This is a genomic window from Cobetia marina (genome assembly GCF_001720485.1).
GTDB lineage: Bacteria > Pseudomonadota > Gammaproteobacteria > Pseudomonadales > Halomonadaceae > Cobetia > Cobetia marina.
In genome coordinates, this window is record NZ_CP017114.1 from 829,923 (window position 1) to 845,888 (window position 15,966).

A 15,966-nucleotide genomic window follows, 5' to 3' on the forward strand; every position below is an offset into this window, starting at 1 on the left:
CGATTGCGCCTGACGGAGGCTCAGTTGACAATGCAGGCATCGTGGACCCCGAGAGGTCTGCCTCTGGTAACGATGCGGGTGAGGAGATGGATGTGTCAGGCATGAATTCCTTGAGAGCGACGACGCGATGGATCGTGATGATGCTTGTCGTGCTGCTGTGCGCCTTGCCCGGCATGGCACAGGCCGTCGTGGAGCGCAGCGATGTGCAGGGCCAGCTGGAGGACCTGCAGAGCGTCGAGAAGCCTGACGCGGAGACACGCCAGCGGATCGCGGATCTCAAGGAAACCCTGACGGTACTCGATGATCTCGGTGAGGCCAACAGCAACCTCAAGGACATCAAGGCCGAGGTGAAGACGGCGCCGGGTGATCTGGCCGAGGCCCAGGCAGCGCTGGCGAGCCTGCCTCGCGACAGCACCAGTCAGCTCGATGAAGCGAGTCTCGCCGAGGAATCGGTGGAGGCATTGGATGCGCGCATGACGCGTATCCTGGACGAGCTCCAGAGCCTGCAGGACAAGCTCGCGAGTACCAATCGGCGCCTCATCAATGCCCAGAGTCTGCCGGAGCGCTCTCGTTCGACCCTGGCAGATGCCCAGCAGCAGGTGCAGCGCCTGCAGACCCAGCTCTCCGGCAGCGACAGCCAGGCACTGACCGGCACGGGCCGAGACCTGCTGGAGGCGCGTCTGGCCCTGGCCGAGGCACGTGGCGAGCTCAGTCACACCGAGCTCAACTCCAGTTCGCAGCTGCGAGAGCTGGCGCAGGTACGCAAGACGCTCTACAGCCGGCGTATCGAGACTCTCGAGCAGGACCTCAAGGTGGTGCAGAGCCTGGTCAACGCCAAGCGGCGAGACCAGTCCGAGCAGACCATCGCGGAGGCCACCAGCGGCGAGAATGCCGAGCTGACCAGCAACCCCATCTTCCAGCAGGTCTTGAGTCGCAACCGTGAACTCAGCAGCCAGCTGCTGGCGATCACGGATCGCGTCAACGCCGTGATCCGCGATGGTCTCGAGGTGCGCACCCAGCTGGACCGCGTCACCCAGGTCGAGCGCACCATGAGCGAGCAGATCGAGGCCATCAAGGGCAGCGTGCTGCTGGCGCGTATCCTGCGTGAGCAACAGAGCCATCTGCCCAAGGTCGACGTGCGTCAGGACCTGAAGGAAGAGATCGCCGATCTGCGCCTCAAGCAGTTCGAGCTCAACAAGGTGCGCGAACAGCTCGCGGACATTCCGCACTATCTGCAAAGCGAAGTGCTGAGCGAAAGCGCCGCGCTGGAGCGCCCCGGCGGCAACGCCGATGCCCAGACGGTCAGCTCCGAGCTGCGTCAGGCGCTGACTCGCCAGCTGGAGGCCCGCAAGGAGCTGGTCGACAAGCTCGACAAGGAATATGACAGCCTGCTGGCGCGCGCCATTGATCTGCAGCTCAACCAGCAGCAGTTGCTCGAAGTCTCCGGACGCCTGCGCCAGACCATCGAGGAGCAGCTCTTCTGGGTCGCCAATGGCAAGCCACTGGACCTGGACTGGCTGTCGCGTACTCCACAAATGCTGGCGGACGAGCTCAAGCCCACCGTATGGCGCGGCGTGGTGGCGGGGCTGTCCAAGGGCTTCCAGCTCAATGATCTGTGGGTGGCGCTGCCGGGGCTGCTGTTGCTGATCTTCATCACCTGGAAGCGCTCGCACATCCGATCGCGCCTGGCGGACCTGCATGCCCAGATAGGCCGCCTCAAGCAGGACACCCAGCTGCACACTCCGCGGGCGATCCTGCTCAACGTGATGCTGGCGATCCCCGGTGCACTCGCGCTGGCACTGATCGGCAGCGTGCTGTCGCTGGGGGAGGGCGTCATGCTGTGGGCGCTGGGCCAGGCGCTGCTCAAGCTGGCGCTGGCATGGGGGATCTTCGCCATCTTCCGGCGCCTGCTGGTCAAGGACGGCGTGGCCGAGCGTCACTTCCAGTGGCCTGCCAACTACGTGGCCGAGCTGCGCCGCCATCTGTGGTGGCTGGGCTGCGCGCTGCTGCCGGTCATCCTGACCACCAACATCATCAGCGAGGCGGATCTCAATCTGCTGGAGCGCCCGTTGGGTCTGCTGATCCTGTTCTCGGGGCTATGCGCGATGAGCTTCTGTCTCTCGCGGTTGATTCTGGCGCATGTGCCGTTCTTCGGTCTCAAGCTGTTCCGCCTGATTCTGGGGCTGGCCATGGCCATGGTGCCGGTGGCGCTGGGCGTGCTGATCTGCCTGGGGTATGAGTACACGGCACTGCGCCTCAGTGGACGCTTCATCACCACGCTGTTCCTGTTCGGTGCCTGGATTCTGGTCGAGGCCACCGTGGTGCGCGGGCTGGCAGTCGCGGCGCGCCGTCTGGCGTATCGACGTGCCGTGGCGCGTCGGCGAGCCCAGGTGCAGGAAGGCGCGGAGGGCGGCGTCGAGGTGGTCGAGGAGCCGCCGCTGGACATGGAGCAGGTCAACTCCCAGTCGTTGCGTCTGTCGAAGCTGATTCTGGTCATCAGCTTCATGTTCATCTTCTATCTGGTCTGGGCGGATCTGCTCAATGTGCTCAGCTACCTGGACAGCGTCGTGGTCTGGGAGATCGCCGCCTCGGCCGAGGGAGATTCCGCGACCCCCATCTCGCTGGCGGACCTGATCGCGGCGCTGGTCACTCTCGGGGTCGCGGTGATGATGGCGCGCAACCTGCCGGGCCTGCTGGAGGTCTCGATCCTGTCGCGGCTCGAACTCAAGCAGGGGTCGAGCTATGCGATCACCTCGCTGCTGTCCTACGTGATCATGGCGACGGGCTTCGTGATGACACTGGGCAGCATGGGCGTCAGCTGGGACAAGCTGCAGTGGCTGGTGGCGGCGTTGAGTGTCGGCCTGGGCTTCGGTCTGCAGGAGATCTTCGCCAACTTCATCTCGGGTCTGATCATCCTGTTCGAGCGCCCGGTACGCATCGGCGACACCATCACCATCGGCAATCTGCACGGGACGGTCAGTCGTATCCGTATCCGTGCCACCACGGTGACGGATTTCGACCGCAAGGAGATCATCATTCCCAACAAGGTGTTCGTGACCGACCAGCTGATCAACTGGTCACTCTCGGACAACGTGACGCGGGTGGTGCTCAACTTCGGCGTCGCCCATGGCAGTGATCTGGATCTGGCGCACCGCCTGCTGATGCAGGCCGCCCAGGAGAACAGGCGGGTGCTCAAGGACCCGGAGCCTCTGGTGTTCTGTCTGAGCTACAACAAGGACAACTTCGGCTTCGAGCTGCGCATCTACGTCAACGACCTTACCGACCGTCTGTATGCGACAGACGAGATCAATCGCTGGGTCGATGCACGCTTCCGCGAGAACGGTCTCAAGGTGGCCTTCCAGCAGATGGATGTCTGGCTGCATCGTCAGGATGGCACCGAGCGTCTCATCGAGCAGCGAGCGGCCACGGGCGAGCCGCTCAGAGCGGCCAGCGGCTCGCCGGAAAGCGTTGGAGCCGAGACGGGAGACGCACCGTCAAGCAGCGAGCACCGTGAGGGCGGCGCCTTGATCGCTCGTCGCAAGCCGACCACCGGCGTGGGCGGCCGTGAAGATGCCGGGTTGCGCGAATCCGCGCCCGACGCGACGGACGGCGACGGGGGGGATGGCGGCGGCCGCTAGTCGTCGAGCGTGGCCGGTGTTGCTTGAGTCTCAGGCGCAGGCCTGGTTTCAGACTCAGACTCAGACGCAGGCTCAGAGCCAGACCTGGGCCCGGGCGCCGGGGCCCGAAACTCCAGCGCCCAGCGGCTCAGGAAGCTGGCCTGCTTGAGCCTGTCGAGGGTGGCGAGCAGGCCGGGGCCTATCTCGATGGGGCGCAGCGCGTTGCCGAGACGTTCACGCAGATCACGCGCGCTGCCGTCACCGCTCACCTCGGGATGCAATGCGCCCAGATCGCTGTCACTGGCCACCGCCTGTTGGCCCTCAAGACTCAACCACCAGTCCAGAAATGCCTCGCCGGCATCACCATGCGGCGCCTGGCGCGGCACGAACGCCAGTCGGCGCTGAATCAGCACGTAGTCTTCCGGCACGATCACCAGCAGCTCAGGGTGCGCGCGGGCAAAGGAGATGGCATAGGGCCCGACCAGGTTGTAGGCGATATCCACCTCGCCGTTGGCCAGTGCCTCGAGCATGGCGCCGGTGGTGGTCACCAGCCGTGCATCGGCCTGACCCATGGCGCGCACCAGTGTCCAGTAGCGAGGCGACTGACGGGCATCGGAGACGGCATAGGTGAAGCCGGAGCCGCTGCGACGCGGGTCGTAGGTGATCACGCGACCGCGCAGCAGCTCCCGGCGTGTCTCCAGCAGATGCCAGAGATCCCGATGACTGCGCAGGGCATCGCGAGGGTCGCGCAGTCCTTCGCTGTCGGCCAGACGCTTCAGCGCATCGCGGCGCGCCACCATCACGATGGGCTCGAAGCTCATGGCGAACAGCTCATTGCGCCAGCGTGAGCTCTCGGGCCAGCCTGTCAGGTTCGCGGCTTGCAGCGGGCGTGCATGGCCGCCATTGGCCAGACGGTACTGCAGGCCCATGGCCGAGGAAATCATCAGGTCGGCCCGAGGTGTCAGGGGGGCGGCCAGATAGCGGGCTTCCAGCGCCAGCGCGGAGCGATTGACGTAATGCAGCAGCATCCCGGGGTGTTCGCGGCTGTAGCGTTGCAGCAGCGGACGAATCTCGGGCAGATCCAGCGCCGCATGGATCACCAGATCCGCCTCTTCCCCGGACTGGACAGCCTGCGCGGCCACGGGCTCTCCTGCCTTGAGCCAGAGTGCCTGATGCTCATCGAGTTGCGGGTCGAAGCTCGCGATGTCCTGTGCCGAGCACAACGACGCGATGGCCAGCCCGACGACGGTGAGCACGGCGGCCCAGCAGCGGTGCGTTCTCAACATGCATCCCCCTTGGGGCCGGTCGATGCCTCGCGTGAGGCTGGGGCAGTGGCGGTCACGGGAGGCGGGCAGGGCAGCAGGTGAAAGCTCACGCGCAGTCCCGGCCGAGCGCCATCAGCGGGGGCAGGGTCGGAGGCCTCCAATGACAGCCGGGCATCGTGGTGGCGGGCAATGCCATCGACGATGGCAAGCCCGAGCCCTGCGCCACTCTGCTCGGGTGCCTGGCCGCCTGAGGCATCGGACATCGGCTGGGCGGCCGGGTGCTGGTCTGCCCGGGCATGGCGATGAAAGGGGCGCAGCACCAGCAGACGCCGCTCCGGCGTGATGCCCGGGCCATCATCCTCGACGCTCAGGCGCAGACGGCCTGGCGTGGCCGATTCACGTGCCGCGTCTTCTCCGCTGGCGGGTATCGCGTGCTCGCGGCTCAGCGTCACGGTCACCACCCGCGCGCCATGCTTGCAGGCGTTGTCGATCAGGTTGGCCAGCGCCTCCTGCAGTTGCCAGTCCACACCCGGCGTCCAGGCGGCATGGTCGATGTCCGGCGCGATCTCGAGGCCGAGATCCACACCGGCGCGATCACAGCGCAGGAAATGACGGCTGACCGTGTCGCGCACCAGGCTCGAGAGCTCCAGCGGCACCCGAGGAGGTTGCACTTCCGGATTGTTGAGACGTGTCAGTGACAGCAGCTGATTGGCCAGGTGGGCGGTGTGGCTGGCGGTGGCCTGCATCTGTGCCAGTGCCGCGTGCCAGGCGCTCGGGTCCTGCTGGCGCAGGGCCAGCTCGGCATGCGCGGAGAGACCGGCCAGGGGCGTGCGCAACTGATGGGAGGCATCGCCGATGAAGCGCTCCTGATTGGCACGGACCCGGCGCATGCGGGACAGCAGCTCATTGAGGGCATGCTTGAGTTCCTCAAGCTCGCGCGGCAGCGTCAGCTGCAAGGCCGCCAGGCTGCGCGGGTCGCGTTCGCGGATGGCTCGCCGCAGCCGCGTGAGGGGCGCAAGCGCCATGCGCACGCCCACCAGCACCACCATCAGGGCCAGAATGGCCATGCCTGCCAGGCGCACCAGCGAGCCACGGTACAGCTCCTGGGTCAGCGCATCGCGCCCTTCGCGGGTATGGGCGACACGAATGCTGAAGCGTTGGCCATGACGCGGGTCATCACCCCAGCCACCGAGGCGGGTATCTAGCGTGCCCAGGCGCAGTGCCTGCCCCTGCCAGGCGATGTCGCGAAAGGCCAGTTCGCCACTGCGTCCCGCCATCTCGTCCCGCGTGCCATGTGTGCCGGCCTCGCTTCGTGCATCGGGCAGCCGCGTGTTGCCCGTGACCTGCTCGCCATCGGCGTCCACCAGGCTGTAGAAGACCCGCTCCTGGGCATCGGTGGCCAGCATTTCCAGGGCTGCCGGCGGCAGGTCGAGCCATAGCTGACCATCCTGCCATTTGACCTGCTCGGCGATGGTCACCAGCGAGGCTTCCAGCAGACGATCATAGGCGCGGTCCGCGGCTTCACGCGCGGACAGGAAGGCCTGCACCAGCAACAGGGTGCCCAGGGCCAGCAGCGGGATCAGCAGCCAGCTCAGCAGACGACGATAGAGACTGACGGGCTGTTGGGCATCGCGTGGGGGCTGTGGGGATGCCGTGGCCTGGTGTGAGTCGAGCGCGCTCAAGGAGTCCGGCTCTCCGCCGGGGCCTGTTCCAGCAGATAGCCGAGGCCGCGAATGGTGCGCAGACTGACGTCGCTGCCGTCCAGGCGCTTGCGCAGGCGGTGGACATAGACCTCGATGGCGTTGTCGCCGACCGCCTCCTGCTCGCCGAAGGCCTCGCGGGTCAGGCGGGCCTTGTCCACCGGCTCACCGGCGTGCTGGATCAGGCAGCCAAGCAGACGCTGCTCGCGCGGGGGCAGTGACAGCGGTGCCTCGGCCAGCAGGAAGCGACCATTCAGCGGCTCGAAGGCCAGACTGCCCACCACCAGTCGCTGTTTGAGCGCCCGGCCCTGATGCGTGGCCTGGCTGGCCTGATGATTGGCATGACGACGCAGCAGAGCACGCACGCGGGCTTCCAGTTCATCGAGCACGAAGGGTTTGGCGAGGTAGTCGTCGGCACCGAGATCCAGTCCGCGTACGCGATCCTCGATGGCGCCGCGGGCGGTGAGAATCAGGACCGGGGTATGGCGATCGTGCTCACGCAGGGCGGCCAGTATCTCGAGCCCCGAGGCGCCGGGCAGGTTGAGATCCAGCACGACCAGCGCGAAGCCGTGCGGCTGTCCTGGCGAGAGTCGCGCCAGCGCCGCGCTGCCATCGGCCAGGTGCGTGACGTCGAGTCCCTCGCTGATGAAGACACTGTGCAGGGTACTGGAGAGCAGTGCGTCGTCCTCCACCAGCAGCAGTGACGGCGTCTGTCGGGAAGGGGTGGAAGGTGTCGATTGCGTGGGGGTCATCCGGGCTCCGGGAGATGCACGGTATTCCCGTTCAGGTGGCTGCCGAAGGCACCACGATTCACGGTAGGATCATCAGGGCAACAAGCCATGTGGCTAGCGTACCATCACAGGCTCCCCTCGTGCCGCTGACAAGGATGTCGGAATGTCACTCATCTCGTTCGTGCGCGCTGTCAGACAGCGCTTCAGGACTCCATCCGTGGATAACGATCAGTGGAAATCGCTGGCGGTCTCGCTGGCGCTGGGCGTGGCGGGAGGCAGCCTCTTCCAGCTGACCGGCATGCCGCTGGCGTGGATGCTGGGGCCGCTGGTCGCCAATCTGCTCGGTGCCATGGCAGGGCTGACACTCGCCGTGCCGGAGCGATTGCGCAGCCTGTTTCTCGGGGTGCTGGGTCTGACGTTGGGAGCGCGAGTGTCGCCGGAGCTGGTCTCGCACCTTGCCAGCTGGTGGCTGTCGGGGACATTGCTGTTGCTCGGCGTGCTGGCCTCGACACTGGCCTGTGCCGCCTGGTATCGACGCTGCGGCTTCGATGCCACCAGTGCCTGGTTCGCCTCGGTGCCCGGGGTGCTGACGGCGATGGTGATCATCGGGGAGCGCAGTGGCGGCGATGCCCAGCGTATCGCGGTGGCCCAGTCGCTGCGCGTGCTGCTGGTGATACTCATCCTGCCGCCGCTCTACTGGCTGCTGGAGGGAGGCGGTGGAGCGGACAGGGTAGGCGACCCGCCAGTGAGCGGGCTGTGGCTGGTACTGACGTTGCCGTTGCTGTTGCCTCTGGGCAGGCGCCTGCGCTTGCCGAATGCCGCGTTGCTGGGGCCATTGCTGGTGGCGATGGCGTTGTCATTGGCCGAGGTGGTGCGCTTTGCGCCCCCGATATGGGGGACGGATGTGATGCAGCTGGTGCTGGGCTGCGCCATCGGGGCACGTTTCAAGGGGCTCTCACCCGCCAGACTGGCGGGGTTAATGGGGCAATCGGGCATCGCGACACTGATCGCGCTTGCGGTACTGGGTGGCTTCGCCGAAGTGATCCATCAGGCAATGGGCGTGCCGCGCGATGTGGCCTTTCTGGCACTGGCACCGGGCGGGATCGGCGAGATGGCACTGCTGGCGGTGGCGCTGGATCTCGATCCCGTCTTCGTCGCCTTTCATCACCTTCTGCGCATGATCGTACTGATGCTGGCGCTACCGCTGATGGTGCGCCATTTCCGGAGGCGTGCGCCGGTACCTGACGGCGAGGCGTGCGATGAGAGGAAGGGGGATTGAGGCGCTGCGACATCCCCTCTTGTGAGGGCGGCAACACGCTGTTATAGTGTGCGCCTTGATCACGCCAAGTGCTTGAAGTTCAAGCGATTGGCTCGGTAGTTCACCGATTGATCATGTCTGTGGTGGCCCTGTTGGTCCTCCCGCAATGCTAGGCTGCAAACCCCGCCAGGCCCGGAAGGGAGCAACGGTAGTGGCTGACGCGTGTGCCGGGATGTGGCTGATGGGGCCGCCTCCATTTCAGGGCAGCAAAGATCCGCATGCCTGAAATGCCACGTCTACGTGTTCCCCCGCAAGTCCCCTGATCGACCCTTCGTACGTTGCCATGCCCTGTCGGGCGTCTTGTCGTATCCGTCTTGTGCCTTTGGCTTCCCTGTTCGGCGCTTATGTTCGACATCCGCGTCCAGCACCCGCGTTCGGCGCTTATGTTCAACACCCGCGTTCGGCATCTATGACCAACACCCGTGTGCGATCCTCATGCTTGATCGTCATGTTCGACTGTCATGTTCCGCCGTCGGGCCCGTCATGCGGGCCTGGAGACAGCAATCCCGTTGCACAAGTGGTTACGTGCTTTGAAGCCACTCGGCAAGTCGCTAGAATGAGCGCATTCTCAGCGAGGCCGCGTCATCGGTCTCCGTCTGTCGACTGTCGGTGGTGACGCTTATCCGGGTCGTGCAGGCTTTCCGCTCATGTTTCAGATCACCCAAGGAATGCCTCGCTCAATGAGCTATCAGGTATTGGCGCGCAAGTGGCGCCCGCGCAATTTTCACGAACTGATCGGTCAGGAGCATGTCAGCCGTGCGCTGGTCAATGCCCTCGATCAGGGGCGCCTGCACCATGCCTATCTGTTCACCGGGACTCGCGGTGTCGGCAAGACGACGCTGGCGCGCATTCTCGCCAAGTGTCTGAACTGCGAGGAGGGTGTCAGCTCCAGACCCTGCGGCGTGTGTGGCACCTGTCGCGAGATCGACGAGGGGCGCTTCGTCGACCTGATCGAAGTCGACGCCGCCTCGCGGACCAAGGTCGAGGACACGCGTGAGCTTTTGGACAACGTCCAGTACGCCCCGACCCAGGGACGCTACAAGGTGTACCTCATCGATGAGGTGCACATGCTGTCGACCCACAGTTTCAATGCGCTGCTCAAGACGCTGGAAGAGCCGCCGCCCCATGTGAAATTCCTGCTCGCGACCACTGATCCGCAGAAGCTGCCGGTCACCATCCTGTCGCGCTGCCTGCAGTTCACGCTCAAGAACATGCCGCCGGTCCGCGTGGTCGAGCACCTCACCGACATTCTCGGGCGTGAGGAAGTCAGCTTCGAGGAAGACGCGCTGTGGTTGCTCGGCAAGGCCGCCGATGGCTCGATGCGTGACGCCATGAGTCTGACGGACCAGGCGATCGCCTTCGGGCATGGTCAGGTGCGGCGCGAAGATGTCGCCGCCATGCTGGGCACCCTGGATCACCGTCATGTGCTGGCGCTGCTGGAATGTCTGGCGGAATTGAACGCCGCGAGTCTGCTGGCGGAGGTCGCGACGCTGGCCGAGCAGGGCCCGGATTACGGTGGGGTGCTGGATGACATGGCCTCCGTCTTCCATCGCCTGGCGATCGCTCAGATGGTGCCGAGCGCGCTGGACAACGGCCATGGTGACCGTGATGCACTGCTGGCGCTGGCCAGCCGCTTCACAGGCGAAGACGTGCAGCTCTATTACCAGATCGCCCTGCAGGGGCGCGCCGACATGGCCAATGCGCCGGATGCCCGCACCGCGCTGGAGATGACGTTGCTGCGCATGCTGGCCTTCCGCCCGCAGGGCGTGCCGCGTCCGGCGCAGACGCCGCTGCCGATGACCGGCCAGCCGGAGGGCGCCGCTCAAGCCCCGGCACCACAGGCGTCCGCGCCGCAGGCTTCGGCTCAACAAGCTCCGGCTCAACAGGCTCCTGTTCAACAAGCTCCGGCTCAGCAGGCTCCTGTTCAAGAAGCACCGGTACAGCAGGCCCCGGCTGCCTCGGTGGCTCCCGCAGCTCCGCAGTCTGCCGCACCGGTGACTGAAGCACCGCCGCCGATGGCGGACGAGCCGCCCCCCTGGGCGACGGAGGACGTTCCCCATGACGCCCGGGATGCCGGCTTTCGCGACCTGACACAAGATGAGCCCCAGACATCGGCCGCGACAGGGTCAGCGCCGGCTGCCGAGTCAGCTCCGGCGATGTCTGCCACGGGGGCGCAAGCGCCGCAGCCGTCGGAGCCGGTGGCTGCGCCCGCACAGGTAGCCGCTGCGCCCAGCTCGGCGATGTCACGCCTGAGCGCCGCCTTTGGTTCGGCGCAACCGGAGCCGGAACCGGAGCCGAAACCGGAGCCGGAGCCCGCTGAAGCATCAGCACCGGAGCCCGCTGAAGCATCAGCACCGGAGCCTGCTGAAACAGCAGCGCCGACGTCTGCTGAATTGTCAGCGCCAGCACAACCAGAGCCTGCTGCGCCGGTCGTGTCTGAGCCCGCCATCTCTGAGCCGGTCATGCCCGAGCCTGTCGAGGCAGCGGCTCCCGCGCCGGTTCAGGCATCAGCGCCTGCGCCATCCGATGCGCCGAGTGGTGATGGCCGCTTGAATCACGCGGCGTGGCTGGAGCTATTCCCGGCGCTGGGGCTTGGCGGCATCACACGCAACATCGGTGCGCACTGTCTGGTCGAGCACGATGATGGCACGCACCTCAAGCTGAGGCTGGACCCTGCCCAGTCCGCGATGATGGCGGATGTCCACCGGGAGCGCATTCACAAGGCGCTGGCAGGGCAGGGCGTGGTGCGGGAACTCGAGATCAATGTCGGCCCGCTGCCGGAGGGTCTCGAGACACCTCACAGCCGACGCATTCGTCTGCTGGGCGAGCGTCAGCTGCGGGCGGTTGAAGCCTTGCGTGCTGACCCGCATATCCAGTCATTGGAGCAGCAATTGGGCGCGCGCTTGATCGAGGAAAGCGTCAACTCCTTCGAGCCGGACAATTTCTGATCGAGCGTCATCGGTCACCGCGACCGGTGACGCTCCCGGATTCCGGGGGGACGTGCTTGCGGGCATGTGCCCCCACGCCAGCCATGCCAGATGGCGCGGCTGGCAGACAGCATTTATCGTTAGTTCATGTACAACACGTCATTGATGAGGTGAGCCATGTTTGGTGGAAAAGGCGGTATGGGCAACATCATGAAGCAGGCGCAGGAAATGCAGGAGCGCATGCAGAAGGTCCAGGAAGAAGCGGCCAAGGCCGAAGTCCAGGGCGAAGCCGGTGCCGGCATGGTCAAGATCACCATGAACGGGCGCCATGACGTCTCGCGCGTCGAGGTCGACCCGAGTCTGATGGAAGAGGACAAGGAACTGCTGGAAGACCTGCTGGCCGCTGCCGTCAACGACGCGGTGCGCAAGGTCGAGGTCAATTCCAAGAAGCAGATGGAAGAGGCGACTGCGGGTCTCAACCTTCCGGCCGGCTTCAAGATGCCGTTCTGATGGGATTCTCGCCGCTGGTCGATCAGCTGCTGGATGCCCTGCGCGTGCTGCCGGGCGTCGGTCCGCGTACCGCACAGCGCATGGCGCTGCATCTGCTGGAGCGTGATCGCATGGGGGCCGACCGGCTGGTCGGTGTACTCGGCGAGGCGCTGGAGCGTGTCGGCTATTGCGCGCGCTGCCGGACGCTGACGGAAGAAGAGATCTGTCAGCTGTGCCTGAGTCCTCGGCGTGATGAGCGAGTGCTGTGCGTGGTGGAGTCCCCCGCGGACCAGCTTGCCATCGAAGGGGCGGGTGGCTACGTGGGACGTTACTTCGTGCTGCATGGCCACCTGTCACCGCTGGACGGCATCGGGCCTGAGGACATCGGCCTGGATGCGCTGGAAACCCGCGTGCGCGAGAGTCAGATCGAAGAGCTGGTGCTGGCCACCAACCCGACGGTCGAGGGTGAAGCCACCGCGCACTACATCGCCGAGCAGCTTCGCGATGTGGCGCATGGCGGGCAGCCCCTCAAGCTGACACGGCTGGCCTATGGCGTGCCGATGGGTGGCGAGCTGGAATATGTCGATGGTGGTACGCTGAGTCGTGCCTTCAGCGGCCGATTGCCCTTTACCCTCGGCGAGATCTGAACGTGTCGGGTTCGCCCGGTCGCGTTTCGCCAGCGGCATGTCCTTGACGCAGAGCGTCCGAAAGGCAACAACAGCAGCACGTCTGCGGGCGTGGTGGTCAGGAACCACCACGCCCGCCGTCGTTTCCGCCCGGTGTCTGGCGAGTGCCCGTCACCCTTCATTTATCGCTTGCCCGGGCAAGCCAGTCACCATGAGATATTCTTGCAGATGAGTGATCAATCCGCCGCCACCGCACTGCTGTCAGAGCTAGACTTCGACGCCATCTGGGTCGAGACCCCCGAAGCGCTGGCCGCTGCCTGTGCCGAACTTGAGGGCGCCGACTGGTTGGCGCTGGACACCGAGTTCATCCGTGAGTCCACCTTCTTCCCGATTCCGGCACTGGTGCAGCTGATGGCGGCCCGCGATGGTGAGCTGCCTGGTGCGGATGGCAAGACGCCGCGCATCTTTCTGATCGACCCCACGGTGGTGCCGGCCAGTGACGCGCTCAAGCGTCTGCTGGGTCCTGAGGGGCCGCTCAAGCTGCTGCATGCCTGCGGCGAGGACATGGAAGTCTTCCTGCGCTGGGCGGGCGTGGCGCCGGCACCGCTGATCGATACCCAGATCGCCGAAGGGCTCACGGGTGGCGAGGCCTCCATGGGCTATCAGCGTCTGGTCGAACGTGTGGCCGGCATCACGGTGCCCAAGGAAGAGACGCGCTCCAACTGGCTCAAGCGTCCGCTGAGTCAGGCGCAGTGTGACTATGCCGCTCTGGACGTGCTGTTCCTGCCGCAGGTCTGGGCACAGCAGCGTGAGGCCCTGAATCAGCTGGGTCGCATGGCCTGGCTGGAAGAGGACTGCAGTGCCCCGGGCAGCAGCGGGGGTGCCACGCCGGACCCGGAGTACTGGAAGCGCCATCGCAGCCTGTGGAAGCTCACGCCGCGTGGGCTGGCCGCCTGGCAGTCCCTGTGCGAGTGGCGTGAGGCCCAGATTCGTCTGCGTGACGTGCCGCGCTCGCGCCTGCTGGCGGATGCCCAGCTGTTCGCCATCTGCGAGCGTCTGCCGGTCAATCGTTTCGAACTGGCCAAGGTCGAGGGGCTCCACCCGCCGCAGATCAAGCGCATCGGCGACAGCGTGCTGGAAATTCTCAAGGACGTGGCGATGATCGATGACAGCCAGTTGCCGCGCGTGCCGCCGTCGCCGTTGGCGCCGGAATGGAAGGCGCGCATGAAGCGCCTCAAGCGTGAGGTCAACGCGGTCGCCGAGGCCCAGGACCTCAAGCCGGAGATTCTCGGCAAGCGTCGCGACATGGAAGCGCTGGTGATCGCCGACTACGAAGGTGAGCCGCTGCCGTTGCCGGGTGGCTGGCGCGGCGCGCTGCTGGCCGAGCGCCTCGCCAAGGCGTTCCAGCCGGAATGAGTCAAGGATTGCCTCCGGCATGGCCGGGGGCGATCACGTAACCAATGTGAGACGTCGTGCGCTCGTGTCCCGTGCGCACGCTGATGCGCGCATGCGCTGCAAGATGACGTGATGGGTGGTCCCGATGACTGATGACAAGATGATCTGCGAGATCTACAAGAGCGCCCGCAAGGACGAGATGTATCTGTACGTCGAGAAGACGCGAGGTCTCAAGGATGTGCCGGAGTCCCTGCTGGAGATCTTCGGCAGGCCTGCGCCGTTGATGACGCTGTTGATCCGTGCCGACAAGCCGCTGGCACGTGTGGCCAGTACCACGGTGCTGGAGAAGATTCGGGAGCAGGGCTTCTACCTGCAGATGCCGCCGGTCAAGGAAAATCTCCTCAAGGAGATTGGCGTGACGCCGCCGGAAACGCACTACTGACGACTGCCCGTCGTCAGACGAGACCGACTGGACCGACCCTGCTGCCCGGCAGGGCGAGGAGAGCAAGATGAGTGATGTTCCGCAACCTGACGGCGAAAAACGTGAGCGTTTCTGGGAGCGGCATGCGCTTTCGGAGCTGAACACGGCCGAGTGGGAGGCACTGTGTGATGGCTGTGGCCAATGCTGCCTGCTGAAATTCGAGGATGAAGACAGTGGCGACATCGCGGTACTGGATGTCGCCTGTCGCCTGCTGGATGTGCGCAAGGTCAGCTGCCGTGATTACCCCAATCGCGCCACACGCGTGCCGGGCTGCATCCCGCTGGATGTCGAGACGGTGGGCAAGCTGCGCTGGCTGCCGGAAACCTGTGGTTATCGCCGCCTGAATGAAGGCCGTGAGCTGCCAGAATGGCATCCGCTGCTGACCGGGGATGCCAGAAGCGTCAAGCGTGCCGGTGTCGCGGTGTCACGCTTCGCCGTCTCCGAGGCCTCGGTGCGCCAGCAGGATCTGGAAGACCATATCATCGCGATCATCGACCCGGAGAGCTGAGGCGCTGACGTTTTCGCGTCTCCCTGTCTGCCCGTCTTGATCGTGCAAGCGCAGCTCCTTGAGCTGCGCTTTTTCTTTGCCTGTTTTTCCTTGTCTGGTCTGAGGCAGGTGGGGCCTGGTGGTGTCTGCATCAGAGCCGTCGTCTGCATGGCAGGCATGGGGTCGGCTGGCGCAATGGCTGGTTGTAAATAAATGAACGTTCATTTATTTTGTGTGGATTCTCATCCTGAGCAGATCCAGAGGCAGACAGGCCATGCGCCATCGTGATGAACACAAGCAGCAGGCGCTGCTGGAAGCCACTCTGCATGAGGTGGCCGAGCATGGTTTTGCCGTGACCTCCGTGGCACGCATCGCGCGTGCTGCCGGCATGTCCCCCGGAACGCTCTATCTTTACTATCGCGACAAGGACGACTTGCTGGAGGCCACCTTCAGCGAGGTCAGCCGCCGCATCATCGAGGTGGCGCTTGATGCCTTCGAGGCCGAGCCGGACGCGCAGGTATCACGGGTCACATCGCCCGCGATGTCCCCCGCGGCCTGGCAGCTCAAGTCCGCGCTGTGTCGGGTGTGGCACGCCCTGGTGATGCTGGGGCGCCGCCAGCCCGCCTTGTTCCGCTTTCATGATCAGTTTCTTCACTCCTCGCATATGCGGGACGCCTTGAAGGTGGCCAACCAGGAGCGGGCCGCACCCTTGCTGGAAGCCTTCGCGCAGGGCCAGCGGACCGGCATTCTGAAACAGATCGACATCGCTCTCATCGAGGTGTTCATGTTTCGTTCGATCTACAGCCTGCTGCAGGGCTCGGGCTGTCAGGTGCCGGCCATCAGTGATGCATGCTTCGACCAGGCCTTCGAGATGGCCTGGGACGCGATAGCGCTTCGTCATCCAGCACCGTGAGCCACGGCCGTACGCAT

The 15,966-nt window shown here is 65.3% G+C and carries 12 protein-coding genes and 1 other RNA gene; 10 read left to right on the top strand and 3 right to left on the bottom strand.

Annotated features, from left to right (window positions below; all coding sequences use genetic code 11):
• Positions 1-101 precede the first annotated feature (101 nt).
• The gene (gene mscK / locus BFX80_RS03555; protein WP_084209609.1) at positions 102-3,638 is read left to right on the top strand and encodes a mechanosensitive channel MscK; all 3,537 of its coding nucleotides are present in this window, start codon (positions 102-104) and stop codon (positions 3,636-3,638) included.
• Here mscK and BFX80_RS03560 read toward each other — a convergent pair.
• The 3 genes from BFX80_RS03560 to BFX80_RS03570 are packed head-to-tail and all read right to left on the bottom strand — an operon-like array spanning position 3,635 to position 7,334.
• A complete protein-coding gene (locus BFX80_RS03560; RefSeq protein WP_084207958.1) occupies positions 3,635-4,903 on the bottom strand; it encodes an ABC transporter substrate-binding protein in 1,269 nt (422 codons plus the stop codon). The two genes, mscK and BFX80_RS03560, sit on opposite strands and share 4 nt — an antisense overlap.
• Complete coding sequence (locus BFX80_RS03565; RefSeq protein ID WP_084207959.1) at positions 4,897-6,564, bottom strand: sensor histidine kinase; 1,668 nt, start codon at positions 6,562-6,564, stop codon at positions 4,897-4,899. The genes BFX80_RS03560 and BFX80_RS03565 overlap by 7 nt, the downstream gene beginning before the upstream one ends.
• Positions 6,561-7,334 (bottom strand): response regulator transcription factor, encoded by a 774-nt coding sequence (locus tag BFX80_RS03570; RefSeq protein WP_084207960.1) that lies wholly within the window; start codon positions 7,332-7,334, stop codon positions 6,561-6,563. Before BFX80_RS03570 ends, BFX80_RS03565 begins: the two co-directional genes overlap by 4 nt.
• A gap of 196 nt (positions 7,335-7,530) precedes the next feature.
• Between BFX80_RS03570 and BFX80_RS03575 the strand changes: the two genes are divergently transcribed.
• The 9 genes from BFX80_RS03575 (at position 7,531) to BFX80_RS03615 (ending at position 15,949) form a co-directional block, all read left to right on the top strand.
• Positions 7,531-8,592, top strand: coding sequence for an AbrB family transcriptional regulator (locus tag BFX80_RS03575; RefSeq protein ID WP_240499660.1), 1,062 nt, complete (start codon positions 7,531-7,533; stop codon positions 8,590-8,592).
• Between the two features lie 129 nt (positions 8,593-8,721).
• Positions 8,722-8,818, top strand: an RNA gene (gene ffs, locus BFX80_RS03580) — signal recognition particle sRNA small type.
• A 493-nt stretch (positions 8,819-9,311) separates the two neighbouring features.
• Positions 9,312-11,579: a DNA polymerase III subunit gamma/tau gene (gene dnaX / locus BFX80_RS03585; protein WP_084207962.1), complete on the top strand. Its 2,268-nt coding sequence runs from the start codon at positions 9,312-9,314 to the stop codon at positions 11,577-11,579.
• Between the two features lie 156 nt (positions 11,580-11,735).
• On the top strand, positions 11,736-12,068 hold the full coding sequence (locus tag BFX80_RS03590; protein ID WP_077375440.1) for a YbaB/EbfC family nucleoid-associated protein: 333 nt from the start codon (positions 11,736-11,738) through the stop codon (positions 12,066-12,068).
• Positions 12,068-12,694, top strand: a complete 627-nt coding sequence (recR, locus tag BFX80_RS03595; protein WP_077375437.1) for a recombination mediator RecR — start codon at positions 12,068-12,070, stop codon at positions 12,692-12,694. The genes BFX80_RS03590 and recR overlap by 1 nt, the downstream gene beginning before the upstream one ends.
• A gap of 207 nt (positions 12,695-12,901) precedes the next feature.
• Positions 12,902-14,089, top strand: coding sequence for a ribonuclease D (rnd, locus tag BFX80_RS03600; RefSeq protein ID WP_084207963.1), 1,188 nt, complete (start codon positions 12,902-12,904; stop codon positions 14,087-14,089).
• 124 nt (positions 14,090-14,213) lie between these two features.
• Complete coding sequence (locus BFX80_RS03605) at positions 14,214-14,510, top strand: YcgL domain-containing protein (protein WP_077375431.1); 297 nt, start codon at positions 14,214-14,216, stop codon at positions 14,508-14,510.
• Positions 14,511-14,577: 67 nt separating this feature from the next.
• Positions 14,578-15,057 carry a YcgN family cysteine cluster protein gene (locus tag BFX80_RS03610; protein ID WP_084207964.1) on the top strand — a complete coding sequence of 160 codons (480 nt, stop codon included), beginning with the start codon at positions 14,578-14,580 and terminating at the stop codon, positions 15,055-15,057.
• A gap of 253 nt (positions 15,058-15,310) precedes the next feature.
• On the top strand, positions 15,311-15,949 hold the full coding sequence (locus BFX80_RS03615; RefSeq protein ID WP_077375426.1) for a TetR/AcrR family transcriptional regulator: 639 nt from the start codon (positions 15,311-15,313) through the stop codon (positions 15,947-15,949).
• Positions 15,950-15,966 lie beyond the last annotated feature (17 nt).

Bases quoted from the DNA above. Each gene is read 5' to 3' on its own strand.
- mscK (WP_084209609.1), top strand. From the start codon at position 102: ATGAATTCCTTGAGAGCGACGACGCGATGGATCGTGATGATGCTTGTC.
- BFX80_RS03560 (WP_084207958.1), bottom strand. From the start codon at position 4,903: ATGTTGAGAACGCACCGCTGCTGGGCCGCCGTGCTCACCGTCGTCGGG.
- BFX80_RS03570 (WP_084207960.1), bottom strand. From the start codon at position 7,334: ATGACCCCCACGCAATCGACACCTTCCACCCCTTCCCGACAGACGCCG.
- dnaX (WP_084207962.1), top strand. From the start codon at position 9,312: ATGAGCTATCAGGTATTGGCGCGCAAGTGGCGCCCGCGCAATTTTCAC.
- BFX80_RS03590 (WP_077375440.1), top strand. From the start codon at position 11,736: ATGTTTGGTGGAAAAGGCGGTATGGGCAACATCATGAAGCAGGCGCAG.
- recR (WP_077375437.1), top strand. From the start codon at position 12,068: ATGGGATTCTCGCCGCTGGTCGATCAGCTGCTGGATGCCCTGCGCGTG.
- rnd (WP_084207963.1), top strand. From the start codon at position 12,902: ATGAGTGATCAATCCGCCGCCACCGCACTGCTGTCAGAGCTAGACTTC.
- BFX80_RS03605 (WP_077375431.1), top strand. From the start codon at position 14,214: ATGACTGATGACAAGATGATCTGCGAGATCTACAAGAGCGCCCGCAAG.
- BFX80_RS03610 (WP_084207964.1), top strand. From the start codon at position 14,578: ATGAGTGATGTTCCGCAACCTGACGGCGAAAAACGTGAGCGTTTCTGG.
- BFX80_RS03615 (WP_077375426.1), top strand. From the start codon at position 15,311: ATGCGCCATCGTGATGAACACAAGCAGCAGGCGCTGCTGGAAGCCACT.